Raw genomic sequence first — 21,368 nt, forward strand, 5'->3', positions numbered from 1 at the left:
ATCAAGGACACCGGGATCGGCGGAATTTCCCGGTGGGTAACGTGAGCCACCGGGGCGAGAGGACGGCCGTGAGCGCGACTGACAGCGAACCGCAGACCGTGAAGTTCCGCGGGTCTGAGGACATCACCTTGGTGGCCGACGAGTGGAACCGCGGCGCGCACACCGAGCGTCCCTCCGTACTGCTCCTGCACGCGTACTGCTCCTGCACGGCGGTGGTCAGAACCGCTATTCGTGGAAGAAGACCGGCCACATCCTCGCCGGCCTCGGTCTGCACGTGGTCGCGCTGGATTCCCGGGGCCACGGAGACAGCGACCGAGCGCCGAACGCCAACTACACCGTCGACGCGTTGAGTGCGGACACGCTCGCGGTCGTCGAACAGATCCGCCGTCCAGTCGCTCTCATCGGCGCGAGCATGGGCGGGATGACGGGCATGCTGGCGGCGGCCGCTGCGGGACCGGAGAAGGTGACCAAGCTTGTGCTCGTGGACGTCGTGCCGCGATACGAAAAGGACGGCAGCGCGCGCATCCGCGAGTTCATGTCCAGCGGGATAGAGGGTTTCGAGTCGCTCGAGGAAGCGGCTGACGCGGTGGCCGCCTATCTGCCGTACCGGAAGCGCTCGCGCAACCCCGAAGGCCTGAAGAAGAACCTCCGATTCCGCGACGGACGATGGTTCTGGCACTGGGATCCGGCGTTTCTCACCGCGCCGATCGACGATCGATTCGTCCGCGAGGAGAAGCTCGAGCACGCGGTGATGAGCTTGACCATCCCGATTCTGCTCATCCGTGGGAAACTCTCGGATGTGGTCAGCACTGCGGGCGTGAAGGACTTCTTGGAGAAGGTGCCTCGCGCGGAGTTCGTCGAGCTCTCCGAGGCCGGCCACACCGCCGCCGGTGACGACAACGACGCGTTCTCCGAAGTCGTGGTGCAATTCGTCAGCCGGTGACCACAGAACGCCGCACCGTGCGCCGAAACTGAACCTTTGTGCCAATAAATCGTGAAACCTCGTGCAGAAATTCAGTTTCGGACACGGCAGCATCAGATCAGGCCAGCAGCGGCACCGCGGCGTGGCGGTCGTTGGTGAGGATCTCGAACATCGCCCGACGGTGGGCGACCAGTTCGGCACGCTCGAACGCCTTGCCCGCCACCTGAATTCGGCAGGTGGCGATCGCGGAGTTGTAGCAGTACTTCGCGGTGCCGTCGGTGTCGGTGTACGTCAGCCCGATCACGTCGGACGGTTCGGCCACGATCTCGCCCTCGATCATCTGCTCACCGATCCGCCCGCCGAACGTCCACGTGAAGGGGCGGTAGTGGCCGTGGGTCTGGAGGCTCCCGCGGATCGATCGCACCGCGAATTCCTGGCCGGCGTGCCGGAACACGAACAGCGTCACACCCGGTAGCAGCACCGGCCCGAGCGCGGCACGGGCGGTGACGATTTCGAGCGTCGTGTCGGGCGCGTTGTCGAATCCGCAGACCTGGCCGTACGCGTACGACGGTGTGTGCCGGGTGCCCCAGTTGTGGTTGACGCTGCCGCTCCACCCGTCTAGCACGAGGCGGACGTCGTCGAGTTCGAGCAGCCCGTCGAACCGGGCGAGGGGATGGCGCACCGTGGTCTTGGCGGTCGGAAACCGTGCCGCGTAGGCACGGTCACTGAGCAGCCGGACCTCCGGCTCGTCGCCCGGAGTGATCCGCAGGTCCCAGCGCGCCGAGCGATGCCCGCCGGTGACCACGCCTTCGGCCGACCGGTCGTCGAGCATGGTCGCACCGATCCGCGCGGTCCAAGTGTCGTAGTTGTAGTCGGCCGACCCGATCGGGTACGGCTCCTTGAGCGCGCGGTTGCCCGCTCCGTCGGGATCGAAGATCATCACCCACACATCGGCGACCGGCTCACCTGCGGTGGGAAGCAGCAGCGTCTCCCGCAACCACAGCGCCTGGGGCGACTCGGGGTGGTTGGCGCGGATGTAGCGGCTCTCGTAATACGGGGGCTCCGCGGGCGTCACAGAATCAGCATCCAATACTTGAGGGGTGACCGGAGCCCAGATCGCGGCCTACATTCTGGCGATAGCCGCGACGGCCGAAGCCATAGCGCTGGGCGTGCTGTGGATGCGGTACACCCGTCAGCGCGAGGAACTCGATGAGGCGCGCCGTCGCCTCGACACGAAGAACATGCTGCTCAGCGGCGGTCGCGAAGCGGTGAAGCAGGTGTGGCAGACCGCGAACATCCTGCGTAAGGACGGCCTCGGCGCGGCGGTGAGAACCTCGATCGAGGACCTCGCCGATTGGGCCGAGGTGGAGCGACCTGACCTGGCCCGGCTCGCACCGAGCGGCAAGATGGTGATCTTGTTCTCCGACATCGAGGACTCGACCGCGCTCAACGAACGCATCGGCGACCGCGCTTTCGTTCGGTTACTGGGGCGGCACGACAAGATGGTGCGACGCCACGTCAAGAAGCATTCGGGTTACGTGGTGAAGAGCCAGGGCGACGGATTCATGGTCGCGTTCGCGCAACCCGGCGAGGCGGTGCGATGCAGCATGGATGTGCAGCGGTCACTTCGTCGGCCGCCCAACGGTATTCGTGTCCGCATGGGAATCCACATGGGTAAGTCGGTGCGCCGCGGCGACGACCTGTTCGGACGCAACGTCGCGATGGCCGCGCGGGTGGCGAACGAAGCCAACGGCGGTGAGGTGCTGGTGAGCGAGGTGGTGCGCGACGCGCTGGCCGACGTCGACGACATCGCGTTCGACGACGGCCGCGACGCCCAGCTCAAGGGGTTCAGCGGGTCATACCGGCTCTACGCCGTCGAGTCCTGACCGCCGGCGTTGGCCTCGGCGACCCGCTGGTGCAGCCGCGCCCTGATGTCCTCGGGCGTGTAGGAGTTGCGGCGTCGTTGATCGCGCGCGACCAGCACGCCGCCCGCCACCACACCCGCGACGCTCGCCAGCCCGACCCACTTCCAGATACCGCGCATAGCGGTCAGTCTGCCTAAGCTGCGGTGGTGAAACCAACCACCGTGTCGTTGGAACAGGCCCTGGAGGCGACGCGCACCGGCGACCTGTGGCTGTTTCGCGGACGCTCCGGGCCCGACCGGGCGATCCAATCGTTGACCAACAGCCCGGTCAACCACGTCGGGATGACGATCGCGATCGAGGATCTGCCACCACTGATCTGGCACGCCGAACTCGGGGACAAGCTGACCGACATGTGGACCGGCCGCAACCAGCGCGGCGTGCAACTCAACGACGCCCGCCAGGTGGTGGAGCGGTGGATCAACAACTACCACCAGCGCTGCTGGCTGCGTCAGCTCACGCCGTACGCCAACCGCGAGCAGGAGGACCGGGCGCTGAAGGTGGTCGCCCGCATGGACGGCACACCGTTTCCGAGCACCGCGCGGCTGACCGGCCGCTGGTTTCGCGGGCGCCTCGCCGCCACCGACTTCACGCGCGGGATTCCGTTCGTGCACAGGAGGGTTCGCGATGCGACGGCGCGCAGGAAGCAGGAACAGCTCCAGGTGGGGATGCAGACCGCGTACTGCGCGGAGACCGTCGCCATCACCTACGAGGAGATGGGCCTGCTCACGTCGGAGAAGCACTACAACTGGTTCGACCCCGGCTCGTTCTGGAGCGGTGACACCCTGCCGCTCGCGCCCGGCTATCAACTGAGCCCCGAGATCGCCGTGACCCTGGACTGATCAGCCCCTTCGAGCGGCACCGAAAGCGGTCGGCGGAGCCATCACCACCGTCCCGCTGTGTAGTGCGTGGCGGCCGCACCCCTGCGTACGCTCGATGAGGTGCCGCTGTCCACCGCCCTACGCATCGCCTCGATACTGATCGTCGTCAAGGCCGTCCTGATCGGCGCGGTCTACTGGCGCCGCGCCGAGATCATGGGGCGCCCCGTGGACGCCGGTCTCGTCGCGTGGACCGTGCTGGCGGGCCTGGTGGCGGTGGCCGTGCTGCTCACCGTCATCGCGCTCGTCGCGCGGTATCTGCGTGATCGCGGCTAGAGGCGCGCGAAGCAGGGGTTGGCGTCCTCCTTGGGAATGGCGGCATCCCGGCTCGAGAACTTCCCGACTACGCCGGAGTCGGTGACCTCGACACTGTCGGCGTGGATCCCGAGCGGGTAGTTGTCGTTGAGTTTTTTGGTCAGGTCGTTGAGCGCCGTCTGCACCGCGTCCTTGGGCAGCGGGCCGGTGACATCGAGGACCTGCAAATTCAGGTCGCCGTCGGTGACGACGGGCTTGGCGGTGACGCTGTTGTCGCCGGCCTCCAAGATCACAGTCCCCGCCGCAGAATCGGTGCGCACCCCGGTGACCAGGTTGCCGACGCCGGGCAGGTTCGCCGCGACGGTGTCTTTGATACCGGCCGACTTCCAACTCAGGGTCGCGTCGAGTGATCCAATGGTGCCCTTGGAATCGCCCGTGTCCTGCAGCCGCACGTCGGCAAGGGTGACCTGCGCGGTCATGCCGTCGGCGCTCTGCACCCGCTTGCCGTCGGTGGTGACCGAGATGTTGGTGTAATGCCCGGTCATGTGTTGCCACAAGAACGGCGGGTTGACGCCGAACGAGATCTTGACGCCGTCCTCGGTCACGCACTCGGCGACCTCGGTCAGGATGCTGTCCGCGCGCTGCCGGGCATAGAGCTCACCGGCGGCGAGGCCACCGGCCAGTAGGGCGACCAGGATGACCGCGAGGAGCGCGATCGTCATCTTGTTGACGCCACGGCGGCGGCGCGGTTTCTCACCCCCGTCCGGAGCGGATCCGAAGGACGGCGGTGGCGGCGGAGCCGGCCGCTCGATCTGCTGGGTCGGCCGCACGTCGGCCGGAGACGGCGGACGCGGAATACGTTGCGTGGGACCCGCACTCGCGGGACCCTTGCGTGCGCGAAGCTGTTCGGTCGGCTGATCGTGGTGCGCCGGGGCCGGTTGAGTTGGTGGCTCCGGCGGCCGCGGCGGCGGTCGTCGCTGGCCCGGATGCGGGGGCGGCGCGCCGCGGCCCCGCCAGTCAGGCGGACCCGGGCGGTGCGGCGGCTGCGTCACGTGCGCGATTCTGCCCTATCGGTACTCGAGAAGCCCCCGCCAGGCTTTGTCACCTGGCGGGGGCCATAAATCGATCAGGAGCTACACGCGCGGAGGCGGGTTCGTGCCCGTGTTACGGACCCCCGGATAGTCGGCGTCCCTGCGCTTCTTCAGACCGAGGAGGCCCAACAGGCCGAGGAGCCCCGCGAGCCCCCACAGGCCCGTGTTGTCGCTCTCCTGCTCGTGCTCGACATCCTGCTGAGCGACCGTTGTGGTGGTCGTTGCGGGCACCATCAGGTCGGTCGCGTTCGCCACACCGGCGCCGCCGAACAGCAAGCTGAGCGTCATTGCGCCGACGGCCACTGTCTTCTGCATTTCTATTGCTCCTTTTGTGTCTGGAGCTATTCGACCCATGGGCACTTTGCCCACCCCCCTAGCTCGGGCACAGGTCTACCCAAAGGAAACTCGCCCAATCCCGTGCACGGGAAAATCGGCCAAATGCATCGTGCGTGCATCGCTTGACCGTCTTACTCGGCGCGAAACACGATCTGTCGCTTGGCGAGGTAGGCGGCCAGGTTGTCCAGTGAGGAGTTCATCCCGTCCGCATGGTGGGCCGCCGAGATCCCGAAAGGCACGTCGTCGGCGCGCAGTTCCACGCGCGTACCGCCGTCGACCCGCGTCACCGTCCACGTCATGGTCATCGTGCCGCCGAAAGACGCGTCGGCCGAGTCGAACTCGACGGTTTGGACGACTCGATCGTCGGGTTCTATCTCGACGAAGCGAGCCTCGACGACATCGGAGTCGGCGTCGCTCTTGGGCCCGTGCGCGGGCGAATCGACGTACGTCAGGATCATCCGGTACGAGCCGCCGGGGCGGGCGTCGAAGTGTTCGAACCGACCGGTCATTCCGGCCGGAGGCAGCCACTCGGCGAGCGCCTCGGGGTCGACGAGCGCTTCGAAGACACGGCTCAGCGGAGCCTTGACCACCTTCGACGCGGTATCTGTGCGTGCCATCGACAAACATTGAACCCGATTCCGCCGGCCACGTTTCTTGGGATCGGTAGCAGCTCTCGCCGCTTGTACTTGCCGCATCGGCGCCGCGACACAGCGCGACGCATTCGCGGAAGGAACGAGCGGGAATGACGAACTGGCTGAAGAAGACGATGGTCGGCGCGACGTTGGCGGGCACGGTGGCGCTCGCGGCGGGATTGGCTGCAGGACCTGCGGGCGCTACGCCGTCACCGCATCCGCAGTGGAGGATCGAGTACGCCGATCCCACGGTTCCCGGCGACGGCTGGGTGCACACCCCTTCGACGCGGTTGTGCGACGGTTCGGTGCGGGTCGCCGGCACGACCGCGCAGATGTGCGACGGCTCGGTGCGGGTGGCCATCCCTGCACCGTGACCGGTCGTCAACGAGACAACGTCCGCCTACCCTGCCAGGTGACTCCCGGAACGGTGTTCGCCAGATCCGGTCTGGCTTTCGCGAACACGCGCAGTGCGCGGTCGAACGACCAAACCTGGCGCGGGGTGGGCACTTTCGGCACCCACGCCAACTCCCAGTGGATGCCATTGATCGGGTCGTCGAAGAACACCGCGTAGTAGCCGGGCCAGTACTGCGGATACTCCCGCGGTGTGTCGGTGACCGGGATATCGCGCGGGATCAGAAACTCCCGATGGAGGCGGTCGACTTCTTTTCGGCTGCGTGCCCATAGGGCGATGTGGTTAATGCCGACGGCCTGGTCAGCGTGGGTCAACTTGGCCCCGGTGCGGGCGGGTTGGATTCCGATGTAACTGTGGGGGTTGACGTAGCGCGTCATGTAGTAGATCGACTGGTACTCCATGTTCAGCGACGAGAAGCTGCTGTACCCCAGCCAGCCGAACAGCGCGTCGTAGAACGCGATCGATTCGTCGTAGTCCAGGACCGCGAACTCGACATGACTGACCCCGCGCCACCGCATACTCCGCCTCCCGACATCCTTGTACTACAGAGTGTAGTACTCGTACGTCAAGACCGTCGTCGTTTCTCCGGATGGGGTCGCCTCGTTCCGGGGACCGCCCGTCTGTACGAAGCCGACGCTTTCCAGTACCCGACGAGATCCGACGTTCTCCGGGGCGGTTCGTGCGGTCAGCCGAGTGAGTCCCACCTCCGCGGCCAGGCCAGCGACCGCCGACAGGCCTTGACGAGCCGCGCCGCGACCGCGTCCCTGCGGAGCCAACCAGAACCCGACCTCCGCAGTGGACTCGTGGATGTCAAAAAGGACGATGCTGCCGAGGAAATCGTCGGACAACATGTCCGCGATGGCCAACACGGCGAGCGTGTCGTCGGCCAGCCCGCGAGCGATGACGCCGTCGATCTGGCCACGCACCACCTCTGCCGAGTATTCCCGCAGCGGTAGGTGCCCGAACCGTCGTACTGCGGCATCGTGGGTGCCCGCCGCGAATGCGTGCGCGTCGCCGTGCCGGAGCCGCCGGACCGACACGTTGCCTTCGCTGCGGGGTAACCGGTCGGCGATCCTCACTTGCGGCGCTTGGCCGCCTTGTTGCTGCGGTTGACCTCGACCGCCGTGTTGATAAGCGCCTTGAACTTCTCGGGATCCAGCTCGTCGTCTTCCTGCAGATCGATCGAGCGCCCCACCGGTGCGTGCAGGCTCGCGTTGAACAAGTTGTTCGGGTCGGCGATCGACGAGCCCTTGGCGAAGTTCACCTTCACCTTGCCCTTGTACATCTCGAGGGTGCAGATGAGCCCGTCCAGCGAGAACGCAGGCACACCATCGGGGTTCGACGGTTTACGCCATTTGATCTCCTCGACGACATCGGGTTCGGCTTGTTTGATCAACGACCGGATTTCGTCGACCCGATCTACGCGCCAGTCTTCGGACATGAAGTCGAATTTAGCCTCTCGCCGCTAGGCCTTTCGCAACATCTGCTCGCGAACGGCCTCCTTGTCGATCAACGACCACACCTCGACGATTCGCTGCGCTTCGAAGCGGTAGAACACGTGCTCTGCGAAAGAAACCGGCCTTCCGGTCGGCTCGATCCCGAGAAACGTGTGCCGCGGAGTGCAGCGGAAGGAGAGACGGCAGGCGACGAACCGGTCGTCGGCCAGGAGGATTTCGGGGTCGTACAGCAGATCCGGTGTCGCGGCGGTGTCCGCTTCCAGCAAAGCGCGGTAGTCGGCGAGCGTCATGCGTTTTCCGTTGTAGGACAGCCGATCTGCCACGAAGATGCCGAGGTCGGACCACCGCCGTTCGTTCAGGCATCCCAGGTAGTCGCGATAAACGGCCGACAGGTCACGCTCACTCATTCCGCGATGGGCCTCCGAGGCATGGTTTCACCCTATTCGGCGGGGTGCGGCCGAAACCAGCCCGAAGCGGCCCTGTGCGGAAGAATCGCTTGGAGTGACAAACGCCGAGCGCGGAGGGGAAACGATGGCCAATCGCTGGTCCGGACTGACGATCGATTGCGCTGATCCCGTTCGGATGTCGACATTTTGGGCGACGCTGCTCGACATCCCGGTGTCGAGCGAACACGGGGATGATCCGGACTGGGCAACTGTCGGTTCGCGTTCCGGACCGTTGCCGCGACTCACTTTTCAGCGCGTTCCCGAACCGAAGGCCACGAAGGTACGCATACACCTCGACGTGGAGGTGGACGACATCGCCGCGGCACGGGATCGGGTCGAGGCCCTCGGTGGACGATGGACCGGCGTCCGCCACGACTACGACGAGGGCGTGGTGCTGGTCATGCTCGATCCCGAGGACCACGAGTTCTGTCTGGTCCAGTACTACGTCGCGAGTTGAATTTGACCCGAGCTTCGGCGCTGACCGGGGTGAACGGATTGACGAGGTTGCCATCGGGATCGCGGTTCTCGCCAACGAGGCCAGCGCACCGACCGGCGTGGGCGAGACAAGCTTGATGCCCGTAGGCTGGATGCGCACACCGACAACTCGTGTCGACCCGTCACCGTCGGGCCGGGTTACTGCTGTCCTTCCAGCAGGTGGGCATACGGGTCCCCTTCGGAACCAACGGATTCCGGCATCGGATAGTAGGTCTTGATGAGAAGGTTGCCGTCATCGTCCCAGGCGAACGTTTCGATACTGTAGGCCGTCTGGACATTCGGTTCGGTGCCGAAATGATTTTCGCAGACCCATGCCATCTCGTTGCCGTTCACCTGGACGGTGATCATGTTGATCCTGAGAATCGGCTGGAACATGTCGAAGGCGTCGGTCGTAACCGCTGCAAATCCGCGCTTCTCCTCGGTCCCGACCGGGTCGAACATGCGGACCTCGCCGGGGCAGATCGTGCGCCACGACGCCACCCACTCGGCTTTCTTCCCCGAGTTCCACAACTCCGCATGCTTGGACGCGTGCGCCAAGCGGGCCTTCCGGCTCGGGACCTTGCTGGACATTCATCCAGCTTAATGGGCTCGTTGGTTCATCTCGTGGACGACGCCATGCAGACGTCTCATCGCGGGGCCGTAGCCTCGGGACATGAACGCCGCGTTGGAGAAGGGGCCGTTCTACCACGGGACGAAGGCCGACCTGAAGCCGGGCGACCTGCTCACCGCGGGCTTTCCGTCGAACTACCGGCCCGAGATCCTGATGAACCACATCTATTTCACGGCGCTACGCGACGGTGCGGGGTTGGCGGCCGAGCTCGCGGCAGGCGACGGCATGCCGCGGGTGTACCGCGTCGAACCGACCGGTGAATTCGAGGACGATCCGAACGTCACCGACAAGAAGTTCCCGGGCAATCCGACCCGCTCGTACCGCAGCCGCGAGCCACTGCGCGTGGTCGAGGAAGTCCACGACTGGAAGCGGCTGTCTCCCGAGGAACTCCAGGCGTGGCGCGAACGACTCGCGAAGATCCCCACCGACGAACGCGGGGAGATCATCAACTGAAGCGATCGACCTAGACGTTGAAGCGGAACTCGACCACGTCGCCGTCGGCCATGACGTAGTCCTTGCCCTCCATCCGCACCTTGCCCGCCGCCTTCGCCGCGGCCATGGACCCCGCCTCGATCAGGTCGTCGTAGGAGACGATCTCGGCCTTGATGAAGCCCTTTTCGAAATCGGTGTGGATGACGCCGGCCGCCTTCGGCGCGGTGTCGCCCTGGTGAATCGTCCACGCGCGGGACTCCTTCGGCCCCGCGGTGAGAAACGTCTGCAACTTCAGCGTGTGAAAACCCGCCCGCGCCAACGCATCCAGTCCACGTTCGGTCTGGCCGATCGACTCGAGCAGCTCGGCGGCCGACTCATCGTCGAGCTCCTGCAGCTCGGCCTCGATCTTCGCGTCCAGGAAGACGGCGTCGGCGGGCGCCACCAGCTCGCGCAGCTCGTTTTTGCGTGCCTCGTCGGTCAGCACCGCCTCATCGGCGTTGAACACGTACAGAAACGGTTTCGTCGTCAGCAGGTTCAGCTCCCGCAGCGGTGATGCGTCGACGCCCGCGGCGAACAGCGTCGTCCCGTTGTTGAGAACCTCCTGTGCGGCCACGGCGGCGTCGTGCGCCGGTCGGCGTTCCTTGTGCGTCCTGGCTTCCTTCTCCAGCCGCGGAAGCGCCTTTTCGAGCGTCTGCATGTCCGCGAGGATCAACTCCGTCTCGATGACCTCGATGTCGGACTTCGGGTCGATGCGGCCGTCGACGTGAGCTACGTCATCGTCGCTGAACACCCGCACCACTTGGCAGATCGCGTCGCTCTCGCGGATGTTGGCGAGGAATTTGTTGCCCAGCCCAGCGCCTTCCGAGGCGCCCTTGACGATCCCGGCGATATCAACGAAGGTGACCGGCGCATGAATGATCTTTTCCGAGCCGAACATCTTGGCGAGCTCCGCCAATCTCGGATCAGGCAGCGGCACGACACCTTCGTTGGGTTCGATCGTGGCGAACGGGTAGTTGGCCGCGAGGACGTCGTTCCGCGTCAACGCGTTAAACAGCGTCGATTTTCCGACGTTCGGCAGGCCGACGATTCCCAGGTTCAAGCTCACAGGGTCCAGAGTCTAGGAGACCGTGCCGGGCACGCCCGAACCGCGCTGACAGCCACACGGAGTGAAAGCCGGTACGGTCTACCTGTGTCAGCACAGCGCGCACGGTCGGCCGTCGTCGCCGACCACCGCTCCGCGCATCCCAACTTTCCCGGTGTACCCGGGTGGGGTGCTGTGCTGATCGCGGTCACCGCAACGACGATCGGGTTCGCGTTCGACGCCGGATCGGGCAGCAAGGAACTCAGCACGGTGTTCGCCGCCTGCTACGTCCTGGGCTGCCTCGCTGCCGTACTGGCGGTCCGACAGCAGGCGGTGTTCACCGCGGTCATTCAGCCGCCCCTGCTCCTGTTCGTGACCGTGCCGGGCTCCTACTTCCTGTTCACCGGCGGCCAGTTCACCGGGCTCAAGGATCTGGCGATCAACTGCGGCTATCCGCTCATCGAACGCTTCCCGCTGATGTTCTTCACCTCGGCTGCCGTGCTGCTGATCGGCATGTGCCGCTGGTACATCGGGATGTCGGCCCGTCGCGCGTCCCCCGCCGCCGCCGAGGACTCCGAGGCGCCGAAACCTGCGCTCGCCACGGCGGCGGCCACCGCGGCGACGGCGATTGTGACGAAGGTCAAATCGCTGATCGCCTCGCGGCGCCGTGACGAGGACGACGAGGTCGCCGCCCCACCGCGCCGCAGGCGTCCCCAGGGCGCAGGCCGGACCGCCAGGACCGACAGGGCGGCATCGCGCGCCGGCAGGCCCGCCGCGGATCGCACCGGCCGGCCGAGGCGCACGACGACGTCGCGGTCCCGCCATGTCCGGCCGCCCGAGGTCGAGCCGATCGACCCGCTCGTCGAGCGTCCGCGGCGCGCTCGCTCCGGCCGACACGCCGAGCCGTCCGGCGCGCCCGAACCTCGTCGCCGGCCTCGCACACCCAACCCGCGTCAGCCCGGTCCTCCCCCGTCCGAACGCCGCGCGGGCTACGACCGCAGGGGTTTCGACCGAGCCGCCGACCGCCCCGAGCGTCGTCGCCGCTTCGACAACTACGAGCCTCGTGAGCCGCACGGCCGCAACGGCGCCACGAACGGCAACGGGACCCATCACCCGATCTCCCGTGTGCGTTACCGCGGCGAGGAGGCCGGCGACCGCGCGGAGTACCGCACCCGCCGCAGCGCACCCCGCGGCTACGAGGCCGACTCCTGGGAGTACGACATCTAGCCTCCGGCACGCAGGAAGCGGCCCGCGGCGTCCACCGCCGGAGCGGAGCTGCCGGCGTCGCTGATGAACACCGCCAGCGCCAGATCGCCGTCGATGCCGACGAACCAGCCGTGAGCGTGGGTGTCGTCGATGTACTCGGCGGTGCCGGTTTTGCCGAGCATGCCGGGGATGTCCTGCAGCTGCTGGGCGGTCCCGCCGGTGACGGTTTCGCGCATCATCGACCGGACCTGCTCGGCGACAGCCGCAGGCACCGGATCGGGCGTGCGGTCGGGCTTGCCGGGCTGCCCCTCGACGATCGCCGGCGCCGGTGCCGAACCCCGCGCAAGAGCGGCGGCCACCAGCGCCATTCCGAACGGCGACGCGGTGACCTGGCCCTGGCCGATCCCCTCCTCCACACGCAGCGCCGCCGTGTCGGCCTCCGGCACCGAGCCGGTGACGGTCGTCATCCCGGGGGCGGTGTAGTCGATGCCGAGGCCGAGTTGCGCGGCCGCCTTGGTCAGCGCGTCCGGCGGCAGGTTCACCGCCAGCCGGCCCATGGTGGTGTTGCAGGAACGGGCGAACGCGGTGTGCAGCGGCACGTCGCCGAGGTCGAAGTTGTCGTCGTTGGGGATCTGCCTGCCCTCGATGTTCTCGGTCGCGGGACAAGCGACGATGCTGTCGGGGGTGACCTGGCCGGCCTGCAGCGCGGCCGACACGGTCACCGTCTTGAACGTCGAACCGGGCGGATAGAGGCCTGTCAGCGCGATCGGCCCCTGCGCGTCGGCGGCCGCGTTCTGCGCGACGGCCAGCAGGTTTCCGGTGGACGGCTGGATCGCCACCAGCGCCGCCGGCGGGGGCAACGGCGCGAGCGCTTCTTCGGCGGCCCTCAGCATCGCGATGTCGAGTGTGCTGGCGATGTCGCCGACGGGCTTGGCGTCCTGGCCGCCCACCCTCCGCGGTCCCGTACGCGTCTGCGCGCTGACCGCCCATCCGGCGGCCTGATCGGTGCGCTGTTGCCACAGTTCGGTCAGCCCGGCCAGGGTCGGCGACGTGAGCGTCTTGTCGGTCGCCAGCAGCCGCGTCTGCGGCGCGAGCGTGACGTTCGGCAGCGCGGACAGCTGGGCTTCGATCGGCGCGAGGTCTTCCTGGCGCAGCGTGACCGCGGTGACCGGTTTACCGCCCGCCACGTCGAGGTCCGCGCGCAGCGACTCGCCGGTGATCCCCGGCGCGATCGGATTGACAAGCGCGGCAACGGCATTCACGTCCGCACCGGGCGAAAGGTTGACCAACGTGACGATGTGCTGGGTCAACAACTCGGCGCCGGTGCGGTCGAGGACCCGTGCGGCCGGTTCGGGGGTGAGCGTGCTGTAGGACAGCGGCCCCTCGTCGAGACCGGGAGCGACGGTCGCCGGGGACCAGTCGATCTTGACGTCGTCGCCCGAGGCGGTTGCGGTGCCGTTCGTCGTGTAGGCCCACTCGCTCGCTCCGTCGCGGAACTTCCAGGTGGTGTCGAGGCCGAAGGTCGACGGCCCGTCGTCGTTGTGCTGCACCGACGCCACCTTGACCTGCACATCGGTGCCGAGGCTTTCGAAGAGCTTGGTCAGCGTCTCCGCCGCGGCGGCGGAATCGGTCGTCACGGCCGCGGCGGCGGTGGCGTCGCCCTTCGACAACGCATCGGCGAACGCCCGCAGCGCGGTGTTCAGGCGGTCTTCGGCGTTCGAGCAACCGGCGGCGGCCAGGATCAGCGCCACCACCAGCAGCGCGCGTGCGGATACTGCGAGATTTACCAACGATTTTCGCGGTGAGTGCACGCTCGATGACGTTACGCGCGCGCGGGGCGGATCTCCCTCGGCAACGCGAACACGAGCGTCTCGTTGGCCGTCGTCACCGGCTGTACGGTCTCGTAGCCGTAGTCGGCAAGCCGCTCCAACACGCCGCGCACCAGGATCTCGGGCACCGAGGCGCCGGAGGTGACGCCGACGGTCGTCACGCCGTCGAGCCATGCGGGGTCGATGTCGTCGGCGTAGTCGACCAGGTGGGCCGCGTCGGACCCGGCGCCCAGCGCGACCTCGACCAGGCGCACGGAGTTCGACGAGTTGCGCGAACCGACGACGATCACCAGCTCGCATTCTGGGGCCATCGCCTTGACCGCGACCTGGCGGTTCTGGGTGGCGTAACAGATGTCGTCGCTCGGCGGGTCCTGCAGCGTCGGGAACTTCTCCCGCAGCCGGCGCACCGTCTCCATGGTCTCGTCGACGCTCAGCGTGGTCTGCGACAGCCAGATCACCTTGCTCTCGTCGCGCACGGTGACGTTGTCGACGGAGTCCGGCCCGTCGACGAGCTGCACGTGGTCGGGGGCCTCACCGGCGGTGCCGACGACCTCCTCGTGGCCCTCGTGGCCGATCAACAGGATGTCGTAATCGTCCCTGGCGAACCGCTTGGCCTCGTTGTGGACCTTTGTGACCAGCGGGCACGTCGCGTCGATGACCTTGAGGTCGCGCTCCTTAGCGGTCTGGTGCACGGTCGGGGCGACGCCGTGGGCGGAGAACACCACGATCGCGCCCTCGGGCACCTCCTCGGTCTCGTCGACGAAGACGGCTCCCGCCTTGGCCAGCGTCTCGACGACGTGCCGGTTGTGCACGATCTCGTGACGCACGTAGACCGGGGCGCCGTGCTTCTCCAGCGCGCGCTCAACGGTCTCGACGGCGCGATCCACCCCAGCGCAGTACCCCCGCGGTTCGGCCAGCAGCACGCGTTTACCGGTCACGCCACCGGCGACCGAGCTCGAGGCGCCCGGAATCCCCATGTTGATAGTCGGCGGCATGACAACCAGGGTACGCACAGAGTCGTTCCAAGGCCCTTCGTCCCAGCCGAGAAGTCGCCCGTAGGCTGTGGCCATGGCAACCGCACCGTATGGGGTCCGTCTGCTGGTTGGCGCGGCGGTAACCGCCATCGAGGAAACCCGCAAGCTGCCCCAGACCATCCTGATGTACCCGATGACGGTCGTCAGTTCGCTCGCGCACCTGGTGATGAAGGTGCAGCAGGACGTCGCCGACCTGGTGAACAAGGGTGACGAGACGCTCGAGTCGATCTTCCCGCCCAAGGACGAGCAGCCCGAGTGGGCCACCTTCGACGAGGACCTCGACGACTCCGGGACCGACAGCGAAGCAGCCGGCGACGGCGAGCGGATGACCGAGGGCCGGTTCGCGCTGTTCAGCAACGCTGACCCGCAGGCGGCCGCCGAGCGCAACGGCGAGGACGATTCCCTGGCGATCGGCGAGGCCCCCGAGATCGTCAACGAGCTCGACTACGAGTCGCTGACGCTGGCCCAGCTGCGGGCGCGGCTGAACACGCTGCGCGTGGCCGACCTCGAGGCACTGCTGGCCTATGAGGAGGCCACCAAGGGCCGCGCGCCGTTCCAGACGCTGCTCGCCAACAGGATCACCCGCGCATCCGCGAAGTGACGACCCCAGCGGGGCTGGGAATATGACCGACGCCGAGCAGGGCCAGTCACCGGAGAATCCGTTTCCGGTCCGCTCCGTCTCGATGAAGATCAAGGACTGGATCGAGCGGCTGGGAACGGTCTGGGTCGAGGGGCAGGTCGCCCAGCTGTCGACGCGCCCCAACTCCGGCACCGCCTACATCACGCTGCGCGATCCGTCGGTCGACATGTCGTTGTCGATCACTTGCCCGCGCGAGCTGGTGCTCAACGCGCCGGTGAAGCTCACCGAAGGCACCCGCGTCGTCATGCTGGGACGGCCGAACTTCTTCGTCGGCAGAGGGTCGTTCTCGTTGCGGGTCAACCAGATTCGCGCGGTCGGTGTCGGCGAGCTGCTGGCACGCATCGAGCGCCTGCGTCAGCTGCTGCACGCCGAGGGGCTTTTCGACCCGCGCCTCAAGAGGCCGATCCCGTTCCTGCCGCACACCGTCGGGCTCATCACCAGCCGTAGCAGTCACGCCGAACACGACGTGATCTCGGTGGCCACCAATCGCTGGCCCGCGGTGCGTTTCGCGGTGCGCAACACCGCCGTGCAGGGCCCCAACACGGTGCCCCAGGTCGTCGAGGCGTTGCGCGGGCTCGACGCCGATCCCGACGTCGACGTGATCGTCATCGCCCGCGGCGGCGGCAGCGTCGAGGACCTGCTGCCCTTCTACGACGAGACGCTGTGCCGCGAGATCGCCAAATGCACCACACCGGTGGTCAGCGCGATCGGCCACGAACCCGACAATCCGCTGTGCGACCTGGTCGCCGACATGCGCGCCGCCACGCCGACCGACGCGGCCAAGCGCATCGTCCCCGACGCCGCCGCCGAGCAGGCGTACATCACCGACCTGTGCCGGCGAGGTGGCAACGCGCTGCGCAACTGGGTCACCCGCGAACAGCGGGCCCTGGATCAGTTGCGCAGCAGACCCGTGCTGGCGCAGCCGATGGCCGCGGTCACCGCCCGCGCCGACGAGGTCGACCGCCTGCGCGTCACCGCCCGCCGGGACGTCACCCGGCTGGTGGCCACCGAAACCGATCGCATCGAACATCTGTCGGCGCGGCTGAGCACACTGGGTCCGGCGGCGACGCTGGCGCGCGGCTACGCGGTCGTGCAGACGATGCCGGACGCCCAGGTGCTGCGCACCACCGCCGACGCCACGAAAGGTGTGCGGTTGCGCGTGCGGGTGGCCGACGGGGCGATCACTGCGATCAGTGAAGGGCCGGAAGGGGCAGGAAAATGAAGCCCATTAGTGAACTGGGATATGAGGAAGCGCGCGAGGAACTCGTCGCGGTGGTGCAGCAGCTCGAACAGGGCGGTCTCGATCTCGACGCGTCGCTGAAGCTGTGGGAACGAGGCGAAGAACTGGCTAAACGCTGTGAAGAGCATTTAGCTGGGGCCCGCAAGCGCATCGAGGATGCACTGGCGGCCAAAGACACCGAGGAAAGTTGACACCGCAACCAATAATCACTCGAGGGGTCGAAACTGTAACACGTTTCAGTTACTCTGCTCGCCATGGGTGACTCAACGCTGACCACCGAACTGGGCCGAGTGCTCGTCACCGGCGGGTCCGGATTCGTCGGCGCCAACCTGGTGACCGAACTGCTGAACCGCGGCCACGAGGTCCGCTCCTTCGACCGGGCCCCCTCGCCGCTGCCTGCGCACCCCGGACTCGAGGCCGTCGAAGGCGACATCTGCGACCCCGAACAAGTGGCGGCCGCGGTCGCCGGAATCGACACCGTCTTCCACACCGCCGCGATCATCGACCTGATGGGCGGGGCGTCCGTCACCGATGAGTACCGCAAGCGAAGTTTCGCGATCAACGTCACCGGGACCGAGAACCTGGTGCGCGCCGCGCGCGCCGCCGGTGTCAAACGGTTCGTCTACACGGCGTCCAACAGCGTCGTGATGGGCGGCAAGCGCATCTCCGGCGGCGACGAAACCCTGCCGTACACCGAGCGGTTCAACGACCTGTACACCGAGACCAAGGTGGCCGCGGAGAAGTTCGTGCTGGCCGCCAACGGGGTCGACGGTCTGCTCACCTGCTCCATCCGCCCGAGCGGCATCTGGGGCCGCGGCGACCAGACGATGTTCCGAAAGGTGTTCGAGAGCGTGCTGGCCGGGCACGTCAAGGTTCTCGTCGGGAGCAAGAACGTCAAACTCGACAACTCCTACGTGCACAACCTGATTCACGGTTTCATCCTCGCCGCCCAGCATCTCGTCCCGGGCGGCAGCGCGCCGGGGCAGGCGTACTTCATCAACGACGGCGAACCGATCAACATGTTCGAGTTCTCCAGGCCCGTCGTCGAGGCATGCGGTAGGCGCTACCCGAAGATCCGGGTCCCCGGTCGCCTGGTGTGGCTGGCAATGACCGTCTGGCAGTGGCTGCACTTCCGGGTCGGGATCCCCAAACCGATGATCGAACCCCTTGGCGTAGAACGGCTTTACCTCGACAACTACTTCTCGATCGCCAAGGCCGAACGCGACCTGGGCTACCGGCCGTTGTTCACCACCGACCAGGCGATGGCCGAATGCCTGCCGTACTACGTCGATCTGTTCGACCAGATGAAGAACGCGTCGAAGGAACCGGCGGTCAGCGTCGCGGCGGCCGCATCACCCGAGGGCTGAGCCGAACCGTCAGCGGACCAGGTGGACCGGTTGTTGCGTGTTCTGCTCGATCTGCGACGACGCGCGCTGTAGCAGTTCGGCGCCGAGCGCGATCAGTCCCCGTGCCGCGGCGATCTCCTCGCCGACCAGTGGCTGCGCGGAGTCGCGGGGGTTGCGGTAGGCGTCGCCCTGAGCGGTCACCGTCTCGCCGTCGTCGCGGGTGGCCCGCACGGTCGCGTGGGTGTGGGTGTCGTCCTCGTTGAACTCGATGTCGATGCGCCAGGCGTTGTCTTGGACTTTGTCGTACATAGCAATCACCTTCCGGATACCAGCGTGCTCCTCCGATCGGCGATTCGCACGCGTTTGAACCGCGCCACGAGGGGCGACCAGGCAAGGTGGTGGTGATGGTCGAGTCACGATTCACAACCAACGCGGGTGCGCGGCTGCACTACCTGGATTCCGGCGGGCCCGACCGCGGGGCGCCGGTGGTCTTCGTTCCCGGCTTCACCGACGTCGCCGACGACTACCTGGCGGTGCTGCCGTTGTTCGGCCGACGGGCGGTGGTGGTCGACCTTCGCGGGCACGGCCGTAGTAGCGCGCCTGAAAGCGGTTATGACTCAGGGGTTCTCGGCGGTGATGTCGCCGCAGTGGTCGACGCGGTGACCGACGGCCCGGTCCACCTGATGACGTTCTCCCGCGGTACTCCCTACGCGCTGACATGGGCTCTGGCGAATCGTGAGCGCGTCCGCTCGGTCTCGATCGGCGACTACGTGCCCGAGGAGATCACGCTCCCGGAGGAGGTCTCGGAGTTCCTGCTGGACGGGCGGTGGCGCGGCACCCCGGTGCACGAGCGGGTGAACCGCGCCGCAGGGGAGGCGATCTTCCGCGCCGCCCGCAGACAGTCGTTCTGGGAACCGATGGCGCAGTGGCAACCTCCGCTGCTGGTGGTGCGCAGCCCGAATAGCCCGTTGATCTCCGACGCCGCCTGGGCGCGTTACCGGGCGTTGTTCCCGTCGGCCTCGCTGCACGTGTTCGCCGACTCTCCGCACGACATCTTTCGCCCCGACCGCGAGCGCTATCCGGCGTTGGTGCGTGCCCACATCGACGCGGTCGACGGCTAGGGCAATGTCACCAACGGCGTGACTTCGCCTGTGCCGCTGTTGATCAGCGCCGCATTGTCCAAACGTGCGCGCAACGGCAGGACGTCCATCACGGTGCCCGCGAGGGTCGGCAGCTGATCGAGCGTCGCGCGCGGCGCCAGCGAGCAGTGCGGTACCCAGACTCCCGGCCGGTAATGCTTGTGCAGGTCGGCGCCGCTCTCCACGAGGGCCTCGGCGATCCGCTGCTGGCGGGCCACCAGCTCCGTGCTGACTCCCGCGACCAGCCACACCCGCCCCCGCCGAAACAGACCGATCCCGTCGAAGGTCAGCTCGACGGGGTCACCCGGGTCCAGTGCGGCGAGTGCGTCGGCGACGGCGGCGTCGTCCCATTGGCGCAGCACCGCGTACGACAGGTGCGGCAGGTGCCTGCCGTGGGTGTGCGAGCGCAGGCTTGGCACGCCGATCTCCTCGAGCCGATCCCACAGGCCTTTTAAGGCCCGTTCGGCGCGGCGGTCGAAGAGCAGGCAGACGGCGAGGGCCACGTCACGGATATTGCCATCCGAGGCGGGCCCGCTGCGTCACCCGCGATGGGGTCGCTGCACCGATTTCTGCCGCAGGGTCGTGAAATCGCCGCGCGGACAACCCTGCTGCAGAAGTCGATGCACTCACCAGGGCGCAAAGGGTCAGCCGGATTCGGCGGCCTTCTTGATCGCCGCCAGCGTCGCGGGGATGCCGGTGCGCGCCGCCTCGCGACGTTCGGCGATCTGGGCGTCGGCCTGATCGCCGTAGCGTTCGCGAAAGCCGTCGATGCCCTTGGGCCGCAGCTCCCAGTGTTCGGTCAGCGTGGTGCCGCCGTCGGCCGGTTCGAAGGTGTAACCCCAGTAGACCCAGCCGTTGTTGACCTCCCAAGCGAACTCGCGCCCGGGATCGGCGGCGACCACCTGCGAGCGCGTCTCCCAGGTGCGCGAGGGTGTTTCGTTGCGGCCGGTGAACCACGCGCCGACCCGCGGGCCGTCGCCCTCGTCCCACCAGCACGCCCGGCAGATCGGGCTCCACTCGCCCATCCGGGTCACGTCGGAAACCATCGCGTACAACTCGTCGGGGTCCGCGGCCACGTGAATCGACTCGCTCATCTTCAGATCGCTCACCGGTCGAGTGTGTCAAAGCGCTAAGTTGAAACGCGTTCTACTCCGTCGAAGGGGCAACTGTATGAGCAACGGGCCGTCCGCCAGGGAAGCGGTGGTCATCGGCGCGGCATCGGGAATCGGTTGGGCGACGGCGCGCGCGCTGACCGCGCAGGGAGACCGCGTCACGCTCGCCGACCGCAACGTCGACGGGGCCCGCGAGCGCGCCGCCGAACTCGGAGACCCGCACACCGCCGCCCACGTCGAGGTCACCGACGAGGCCTCTGTGCAGGCGCTGTTCGAGCAGACCGGACCGCTCGACGTCGTGGTCAACTGCGCGGGGTTCAGCACCGTCGGGATGATCACCGACCTCGCCGTCGAGGACTTCCGCTCGGTCGTCGACGTCTGCCTCAACGGCGCGTTCATCGTCGCCAAGCACGCCGGCCGCACGCTGCGCGAAGGCGGTGCGCTGGTGTCGATCAGCTCGCTCAACGGCCGCCAGCCCGCCGCCGGAATGAGCGCCTACTGCGCCGCCAAGGCGGGGTTGTCGATGCTCACCCAGGTCGCCGCGCTGGAGTGGGGACACCGCGGCATCCGCGCCAACGCCGTGGCACCGGGCTTCGTGCACACCCCGCTGACCGCGCCGGCCGCGGCGGTTCCCGGCGTCGTCGAGGAGTACGTCGAGAACACCGCGCTCGGCCGCGCGGGCACGCCGGAGGACATCGCCGAGGCGGTGCTGTACCTGTGCTCGCCGAAGGCGTCGTGGCTGACCGGCGAGGTGCTGGACCTCAACGGCGGCGCCCACATGAAGCGCTACCCCGACGTGATGGGGCACGTCATGAAACTGGCGGGATCGCAGTGATGAGCGCTCGCGCGAAGA

29 protein-coding genes and 1 pseudogene are annotated in these 21,368 nt (G+C 67.3%); 14 read left to right on the top strand and 16 right to left on the bottom strand.

Annotation, left to right across the window (positions count from 1 at the left end):
* Nucleotides 1-68: 68 nt before the first annotated feature.
* Nucleotides 69-943 (top strand): annotated as a pseudogene (locus A5752_RS19800) (alpha/beta fold hydrolase).
* Between the two features lie 97 nt (nucleotides 944-1,040).
* Here A5752_RS19800 and A5752_RS19805 read toward each other — a convergent pair.
* Entirely contained in the window at nucleotides 1,041-1,997 is a 957-nt protein-coding gene (locus tag A5752_RS19805) for a hypothetical protein (RefSeq protein ID WP_067089037.1), read from the bottom strand.
* A gap of 25 nt (nucleotides 1,998-2,022) precedes the next feature.
* Between A5752_RS19805 and A5752_RS19810 the strand changes: the two genes are divergently transcribed.
* Nucleotides 2,023-2,808, top strand: a complete 786-nt coding sequence (locus A5752_RS19810) for an adenylate/guanylate cyclase domain-containing protein (RefSeq protein WP_067089039.1) — start codon at nucleotides 2,023-2,025, stop codon at nucleotides 2,806-2,808.
* On the opposite strand, the gene A5752_RS27565 is transcribed toward A5752_RS19810, so the two are convergent.
* On the bottom strand, nucleotides 2,790-2,966 hold the full coding sequence (locus A5752_RS27565; RefSeq protein ID WP_156614019.1) for a hypothetical protein: 177 nt from the start codon (nucleotides 2,964-2,966) through the stop codon (nucleotides 2,790-2,792). The genes A5752_RS19810 and A5752_RS27565 overlap by 19 nt on opposite strands.
* A 42-nt stretch (nucleotides 2,967-3,008) precedes the next feature.
* Here A5752_RS27565 and A5752_RS19815 point away from each other — a divergent pair, with 42 nt between their 5' ends.
* Nucleotides 3,009-3,686, top strand: coding sequence for a guanylate cyclase (locus tag A5752_RS19815; RefSeq protein WP_067089552.1), 678 nt, complete (start codon nucleotides 3,009-3,011; stop codon nucleotides 3,684-3,686).
* A gap of 66 nt (nucleotides 3,687-3,752) precedes the next feature.
* Complete coding sequence (locus A5752_RS19820; protein WP_067089040.1) at nucleotides 3,753-3,998, top strand: hypothetical protein; 246 nt, start codon at nucleotides 3,753-3,755, stop codon at nucleotides 3,996-3,998.
* On the opposite strand, the gene A5752_RS19825 is transcribed toward A5752_RS19820, so the two are convergent.
* The 3 genes from A5752_RS19825 to A5752_RS19835 form a co-directional block, all read right to left on the bottom strand.
* Complete coding sequence (locus A5752_RS19825; protein ID WP_082963999.1) at nucleotides 3,995-4,699, bottom strand: LmeA family phospholipid-binding protein; 705 nt, start codon at nucleotides 4,697-4,699, stop codon at nucleotides 3,995-3,997. The two genes, A5752_RS19820 and A5752_RS19825, sit on opposite strands and share 4 nt — an antisense overlap.
* Before the next feature lie 411 nt (nucleotides 4,700-5,110).
* Nucleotides 5,111-5,383, bottom strand: coding sequence for a WGxxGxxG family protein (locus tag A5752_RS19830; RefSeq protein ID WP_067089045.1), 273 nt, complete (start codon nucleotides 5,381-5,383; stop codon nucleotides 5,111-5,113).
* A 152-nt stretch (nucleotides 5,384-5,535) separates the two neighbouring features.
* Nucleotides 5,536-6,021, bottom strand: coding sequence for an SRPBCC family protein (locus tag A5752_RS19835; protein ID WP_067089048.1), 486 nt, complete (start codon nucleotides 6,019-6,021; stop codon nucleotides 5,536-5,538).
* 125 nt (nucleotides 6,022-6,146) lie between these two features.
* On the opposite strand from A5752_RS19835, the gene A5752_RS19840 reads away from it, so the two are divergent.
* Nucleotides 6,147-6,410 carry a hypothetical protein gene (locus tag A5752_RS19840; protein ID WP_067089051.1) on the top strand — a complete coding sequence of 88 codons (264 nt, stop codon included), beginning with the start codon at nucleotides 6,147-6,149 and terminating at the stop codon, nucleotides 6,408-6,410.
* Between the two features lie 7 nt (nucleotides 6,411-6,417).
* Here A5752_RS19840 and A5752_RS19845 read toward each other — a convergent pair whose 3' ends face one another.
* The 4 genes from A5752_RS19845 to A5752_RS19860 are packed head-to-tail and all read right to left on the bottom strand — an operon-like array spanning nucleotide 6,418 to nucleotide 8,312.
* Nucleotides 6,418-6,966 carry a VOC family protein gene (locus tag A5752_RS19845; RefSeq protein WP_067089055.1) on the bottom strand — a complete coding sequence of 183 codons (549 nt, stop codon included), beginning with the start codon at nucleotides 6,964-6,966 and terminating at the stop codon, nucleotides 6,418-6,420.
* A gap of 24 nt (nucleotides 6,967-6,990) precedes the next feature.
* A complete protein-coding gene (locus A5752_RS19850) occupies nucleotides 6,991-7,527 on the bottom strand; it encodes a GNAT family N-acetyltransferase (RefSeq protein ID WP_067089058.1) in 537 nt (178 codons plus the stop codon).
* Complete coding sequence (locus A5752_RS19855; protein ID WP_067089060.1) at nucleotides 7,524-7,889, bottom strand: DUF1801 domain-containing protein; 366 nt, start codon at nucleotides 7,887-7,889, stop codon at nucleotides 7,524-7,526. Before A5752_RS19855 ends, A5752_RS19850 begins: the two co-directional genes overlap by 4 nt.
* A gap of 24 nt (nucleotides 7,890-7,913) precedes the next feature.
* Nucleotides 7,914-8,312 (bottom strand): ester cyclase, encoded by a 399-nt coding sequence (locus A5752_RS19860; RefSeq protein WP_067089063.1) that lies wholly within the window; start codon nucleotides 8,310-8,312, stop codon nucleotides 7,914-7,916.
* A gap of 124 nt (nucleotides 8,313-8,436) precedes the next feature.
* On the opposite strand from A5752_RS19860, the gene A5752_RS19865 reads away from it, so the two are divergent.
* Nucleotides 8,437-8,808, top strand: coding sequence for a VOC family protein (locus tag A5752_RS19865; RefSeq protein WP_067089067.1), 372 nt, complete (start codon nucleotides 8,437-8,439; stop codon nucleotides 8,806-8,808).
* 176 nt (nucleotides 8,809-8,984) lie between these two features.
* Here the strand turns inward: A5752_RS19865 and A5752_RS19870 are convergent, their stop codons facing one another.
* On the bottom strand, nucleotides 8,985-9,416 hold the full coding sequence (locus A5752_RS19870; protein WP_067089070.1) for a hypothetical protein: 432 nt from the start codon (nucleotides 9,414-9,416) through the stop codon (nucleotides 8,985-8,987).
* 82 nt (nucleotides 9,417-9,498) lie between these two features.
* Here A5752_RS19870 and arr point away from each other — a divergent pair, with 82 nt between their 5' ends.
* The gene (gene arr, locus A5752_RS19875; RefSeq protein ID WP_067089072.1) at nucleotides 9,499-9,909 is read left to right on the top strand and encodes an NAD(+)--rifampin ADP-ribosyltransferase; all 411 of its coding nucleotides are present in this window, start codon (nucleotides 9,499-9,501) and stop codon (nucleotides 9,907-9,909) included.
* Nucleotides 9,910-9,919: 10 nt separating this feature from the next.
* On the opposite strand, the gene ychF is transcribed toward arr, so the two are convergent.
* Nucleotides 9,920-10,993: a redox-regulated ATPase YchF gene (gene ychF, locus A5752_RS19880; RefSeq protein ID WP_067089075.1), complete on the bottom strand. Its 1,074-nt coding sequence runs from the start codon at nucleotides 10,991-10,993 to the stop codon at nucleotides 9,920-9,922.
* 84 nt (nucleotides 10,994-11,077) lie between these two features.
* On the opposite strand from ychF, the gene A5752_RS19885 reads away from it, so the two are divergent.
* Entirely contained in the window at nucleotides 11,078-12,196 is a 1,119-nt protein-coding gene (locus A5752_RS19885; protein WP_067089077.1) for a DUF6542 domain-containing protein, read from the top strand.
* Here the strand turns inward: A5752_RS19885 and A5752_RS19890 are convergent.
* Together A5752_RS19890 and A5752_RS19895 are read right to left on the bottom strand one after the other, a co-directional pair.
* Entirely contained in the window at nucleotides 12,193-13,986 is a 1,794-nt protein-coding gene (locus A5752_RS19890; protein WP_082963982.1) for a penicillin-binding transpeptidase domain-containing protein, read from the bottom strand. The two genes, A5752_RS19885 and A5752_RS19890, sit on opposite strands and share 4 nt — an antisense overlap.
* 11 nt (nucleotides 13,987-13,997) lie before the next feature.
* Entirely contained in the window at nucleotides 13,998-14,999 is a 1,002-nt protein-coding gene (locus A5752_RS19895; protein ID WP_067089080.1) for a 4-hydroxy-3-methylbut-2-enyl diphosphate reductase, read from the bottom strand.
* Between the two features lie 73 nt (nucleotides 15,000-15,072).
* Between A5752_RS19895 and A5752_RS19900 the strand changes: the two genes are divergently transcribed.
* The 4 genes from A5752_RS19900 (at nucleotide 15,073) to A5752_RS19915 (ending at nucleotide 18,285) form a co-directional block, all read left to right on the top strand.
* Complete coding sequence (locus A5752_RS19900; protein ID WP_067089083.1) at nucleotides 15,073-15,639, top strand: lipid droplet-associated protein; 567 nt, start codon at nucleotides 15,073-15,075, stop codon at nucleotides 15,637-15,639.
* A 22-nt stretch (nucleotides 15,640-15,661) separates the two neighbouring features.
* Nucleotides 15,662-16,900 carry an exodeoxyribonuclease VII large subunit gene (xseA, locus tag A5752_RS19905; protein ID WP_067089085.1) on the top strand — a complete coding sequence of 413 codons (1,239 nt, stop codon included), beginning with the start codon at nucleotides 15,662-15,664 and terminating at the stop codon, nucleotides 16,898-16,900.
* A complete protein-coding gene (locus A5752_RS19910; RefSeq protein WP_067089088.1) occupies nucleotides 16,897-17,109 on the top strand; it encodes an exodeoxyribonuclease VII small subunit in 213 nt (70 codons plus the stop codon). Before xseA ends, A5752_RS19910 begins: the two co-directional genes overlap by 4 nt.
* 63 nt (nucleotides 17,110-17,172) lie before the next feature.
* Nucleotides 17,173-18,285, top strand: coding sequence for a 3-beta-hydroxysteroid dehydrogenase (locus tag A5752_RS19915; RefSeq protein WP_067089090.1), 1,113 nt, complete (start codon nucleotides 17,173-17,175; stop codon nucleotides 18,283-18,285).
* Nucleotides 18,286-18,294: 9 nt separating this feature from the next.
* Here A5752_RS19915 and A5752_RS19920 read toward each other — a convergent pair whose 3' ends face one another.
* Nucleotides 18,295-18,573 (bottom strand): DUF1876 domain-containing protein, encoded by a 279-nt coding sequence (locus A5752_RS19920; protein ID WP_067089093.1) that lies wholly within the window; start codon nucleotides 18,571-18,573, stop codon nucleotides 18,295-18,297.
* 95 nt (nucleotides 18,574-18,668) lie between these two features.
* Here A5752_RS19920 and A5752_RS19925 point away from each other — a divergent pair, with 95 nt between their 5' ends.
* The gene (locus A5752_RS19925) at nucleotides 18,669-19,385 is read left to right on the top strand and encodes an alpha/beta fold hydrolase (protein ID WP_067089559.1); all 717 of its coding nucleotides are present in this window, start codon (nucleotides 18,669-18,671) and stop codon (nucleotides 19,383-19,385) included.
* Here A5752_RS19925 and A5752_RS19930 read toward each other — a convergent pair.
* Entirely contained in the window at nucleotides 19,382-19,906 is a 525-nt protein-coding gene (locus A5752_RS19930; RefSeq protein WP_067089095.1) for a 2'-5' RNA ligase family protein, read from the bottom strand. The genes A5752_RS19925 and A5752_RS19930 overlap by 4 nt on opposite strands.
* A gap of 141 nt (nucleotides 19,907-20,047) precedes the next feature.
* Nucleotides 20,048-20,497: an SRPBCC family protein gene (locus tag A5752_RS19935; protein WP_197500694.1), complete on the bottom strand. Its 450-nt coding sequence runs from the start codon at nucleotides 20,495-20,497 to the stop codon at nucleotides 20,048-20,050.
* Nucleotides 20,498-20,573: 76 nt separating this feature from the next.
* Here A5752_RS19935 and A5752_RS19940 point away from each other — a divergent pair, with 76 nt between their 5' ends.
* Entirely contained in the window at nucleotides 20,574-21,350 is a 777-nt protein-coding gene (locus A5752_RS19940) for an SDR family NAD(P)-dependent oxidoreductase (protein ID WP_067089100.1), read from the top strand.
* The last annotated feature ends 18 nt before the right edge of the window (nucleotides 21,351-21,368 follow it).

The organism is Mycobacterium sp. 852002-51961_SCH5331710, assembly GCF_001665535.1.
Lineage (GTDB): Bacteria > Actinomycetota > Actinomycetes > Mycobacteriales > Mycobacteriaceae > Mycobacterium.

Coding starts and splice junctions, on each gene's coding strand:
- A5752_RS27565 (WP_156614019.1), bottom strand. CDS start 2,966: ATGCGCGGTATCTGGAAGTGGGTCGGGCTGGCGAGCGTCGCGGGTGTG.
- A5752_RS19825 (WP_082963999.1), bottom strand. CDS start 4,699: ATGACGATCGCGCTCCTCGCGGTCATCCTGGTCGCCCTACTGGCCGGT.
- A5752_RS19830 (WP_067089045.1), bottom strand. CDS start 5,383: ATGCAGAAGACAGTGGCCGTCGGCGCAATGACGCTCAGCTTGCTGTTC.
- A5752_RS19835 (WP_067089048.1), bottom strand. CDS start 6,021: ATGGCACGCACAGATACCGCGTCGAAGGTGGTCAAGGCTCCGCTGAGC.
- A5752_RS19840 (WP_067089051.1), top strand. CDS start 6,147: ATGACGAACTGGCTGAAGAAGACGATGGTCGGCGCGACGTTGGCGGGC.
- A5752_RS19845 (WP_067089055.1), bottom strand. CDS start 6,966: ATGCGGTGGCGCGGGGTCAGTCATGTCGAGTTCGCGGTCCTGGACTAC.
- A5752_RS19855 (WP_067089060.1), bottom strand. CDS start 7,889: ATGTCCGAAGACTGGCGCGTAGATCGGGTCGACGAAATCCGGTCGTTG.
- A5752_RS19860 (WP_067089063.1), bottom strand. CDS start 8,312: ATGAGTGAGCGTGACCTGTCGGCCGTTTATCGCGACTACCTGGGATGC.
- A5752_RS19865 (WP_067089067.1), top strand. CDS start 8,437: ATGGCCAATCGCTGGTCCGGACTGACGATCGATTGCGCTGATCCCGTT.
- A5752_RS19870 (WP_067089070.1), bottom strand. CDS start 9,416: ATGTCCAGCAAGGTCCCGAGCCGGAAGGCCCGCTTGGCGCACGCGTCC.
- arr (WP_067089072.1), top strand. CDS start 9,499: ATGAACGCCGCGTTGGAGAAGGGGCCGTTCTACCACGGGACGAAGGCC.
- A5752_RS19895 (WP_067089080.1), bottom strand. CDS start 14,999: ATGCCGCCGACTATCAACATGGGGATTCCGGGCGCCTCGAGCTCGGTC.
- A5752_RS19900 (WP_067089083.1), top strand. CDS start 15,073: ATGGCAACCGCACCGTATGGGGTCCGTCTGCTGGTTGGCGCGGCGGTA.
- xseA (WP_067089085.1), top strand. CDS start 15,662: ATGACCGACGCCGAGCAGGGCCAGTCACCGGAGAATCCGTTTCCGGTC.
- A5752_RS19910 (WP_067089088.1), top strand. CDS start 16,897: ATGAAGCCCATTAGTGAACTGGGATATGAGGAAGCGCGCGAGGAACTC.
- A5752_RS19915 (WP_067089090.1), top strand. CDS start 17,173: ATGGGTGACTCAACGCTGACCACCGAACTGGGCCGAGTGCTCGTCACC.
- A5752_RS19920 (WP_067089093.1), bottom strand. CDS start 18,573: ATGTACGACAAAGTCCAAGACAACGCCTGGCGCATCGACATCGAGTTC.
- A5752_RS19925 (WP_067089559.1), top strand. CDS start 18,669: ATGGTCGAGTCACGATTCACAACCAACGCGGGTGCGCGGCTGCACTAC.
- A5752_RS19935 (WP_197500694.1), bottom strand. CDS start 20,497: ATGAGCGAGTCGATTCACGTGGCCGCGGACCCCGACGAGTTGTACGCG.
- A5752_RS19940 (WP_067089100.1), top strand. CDS start 20,574: ATGAGCAACGGGCCGTCCGCCAGGGAAGCGGTGGTCATCGGCGCGGCA.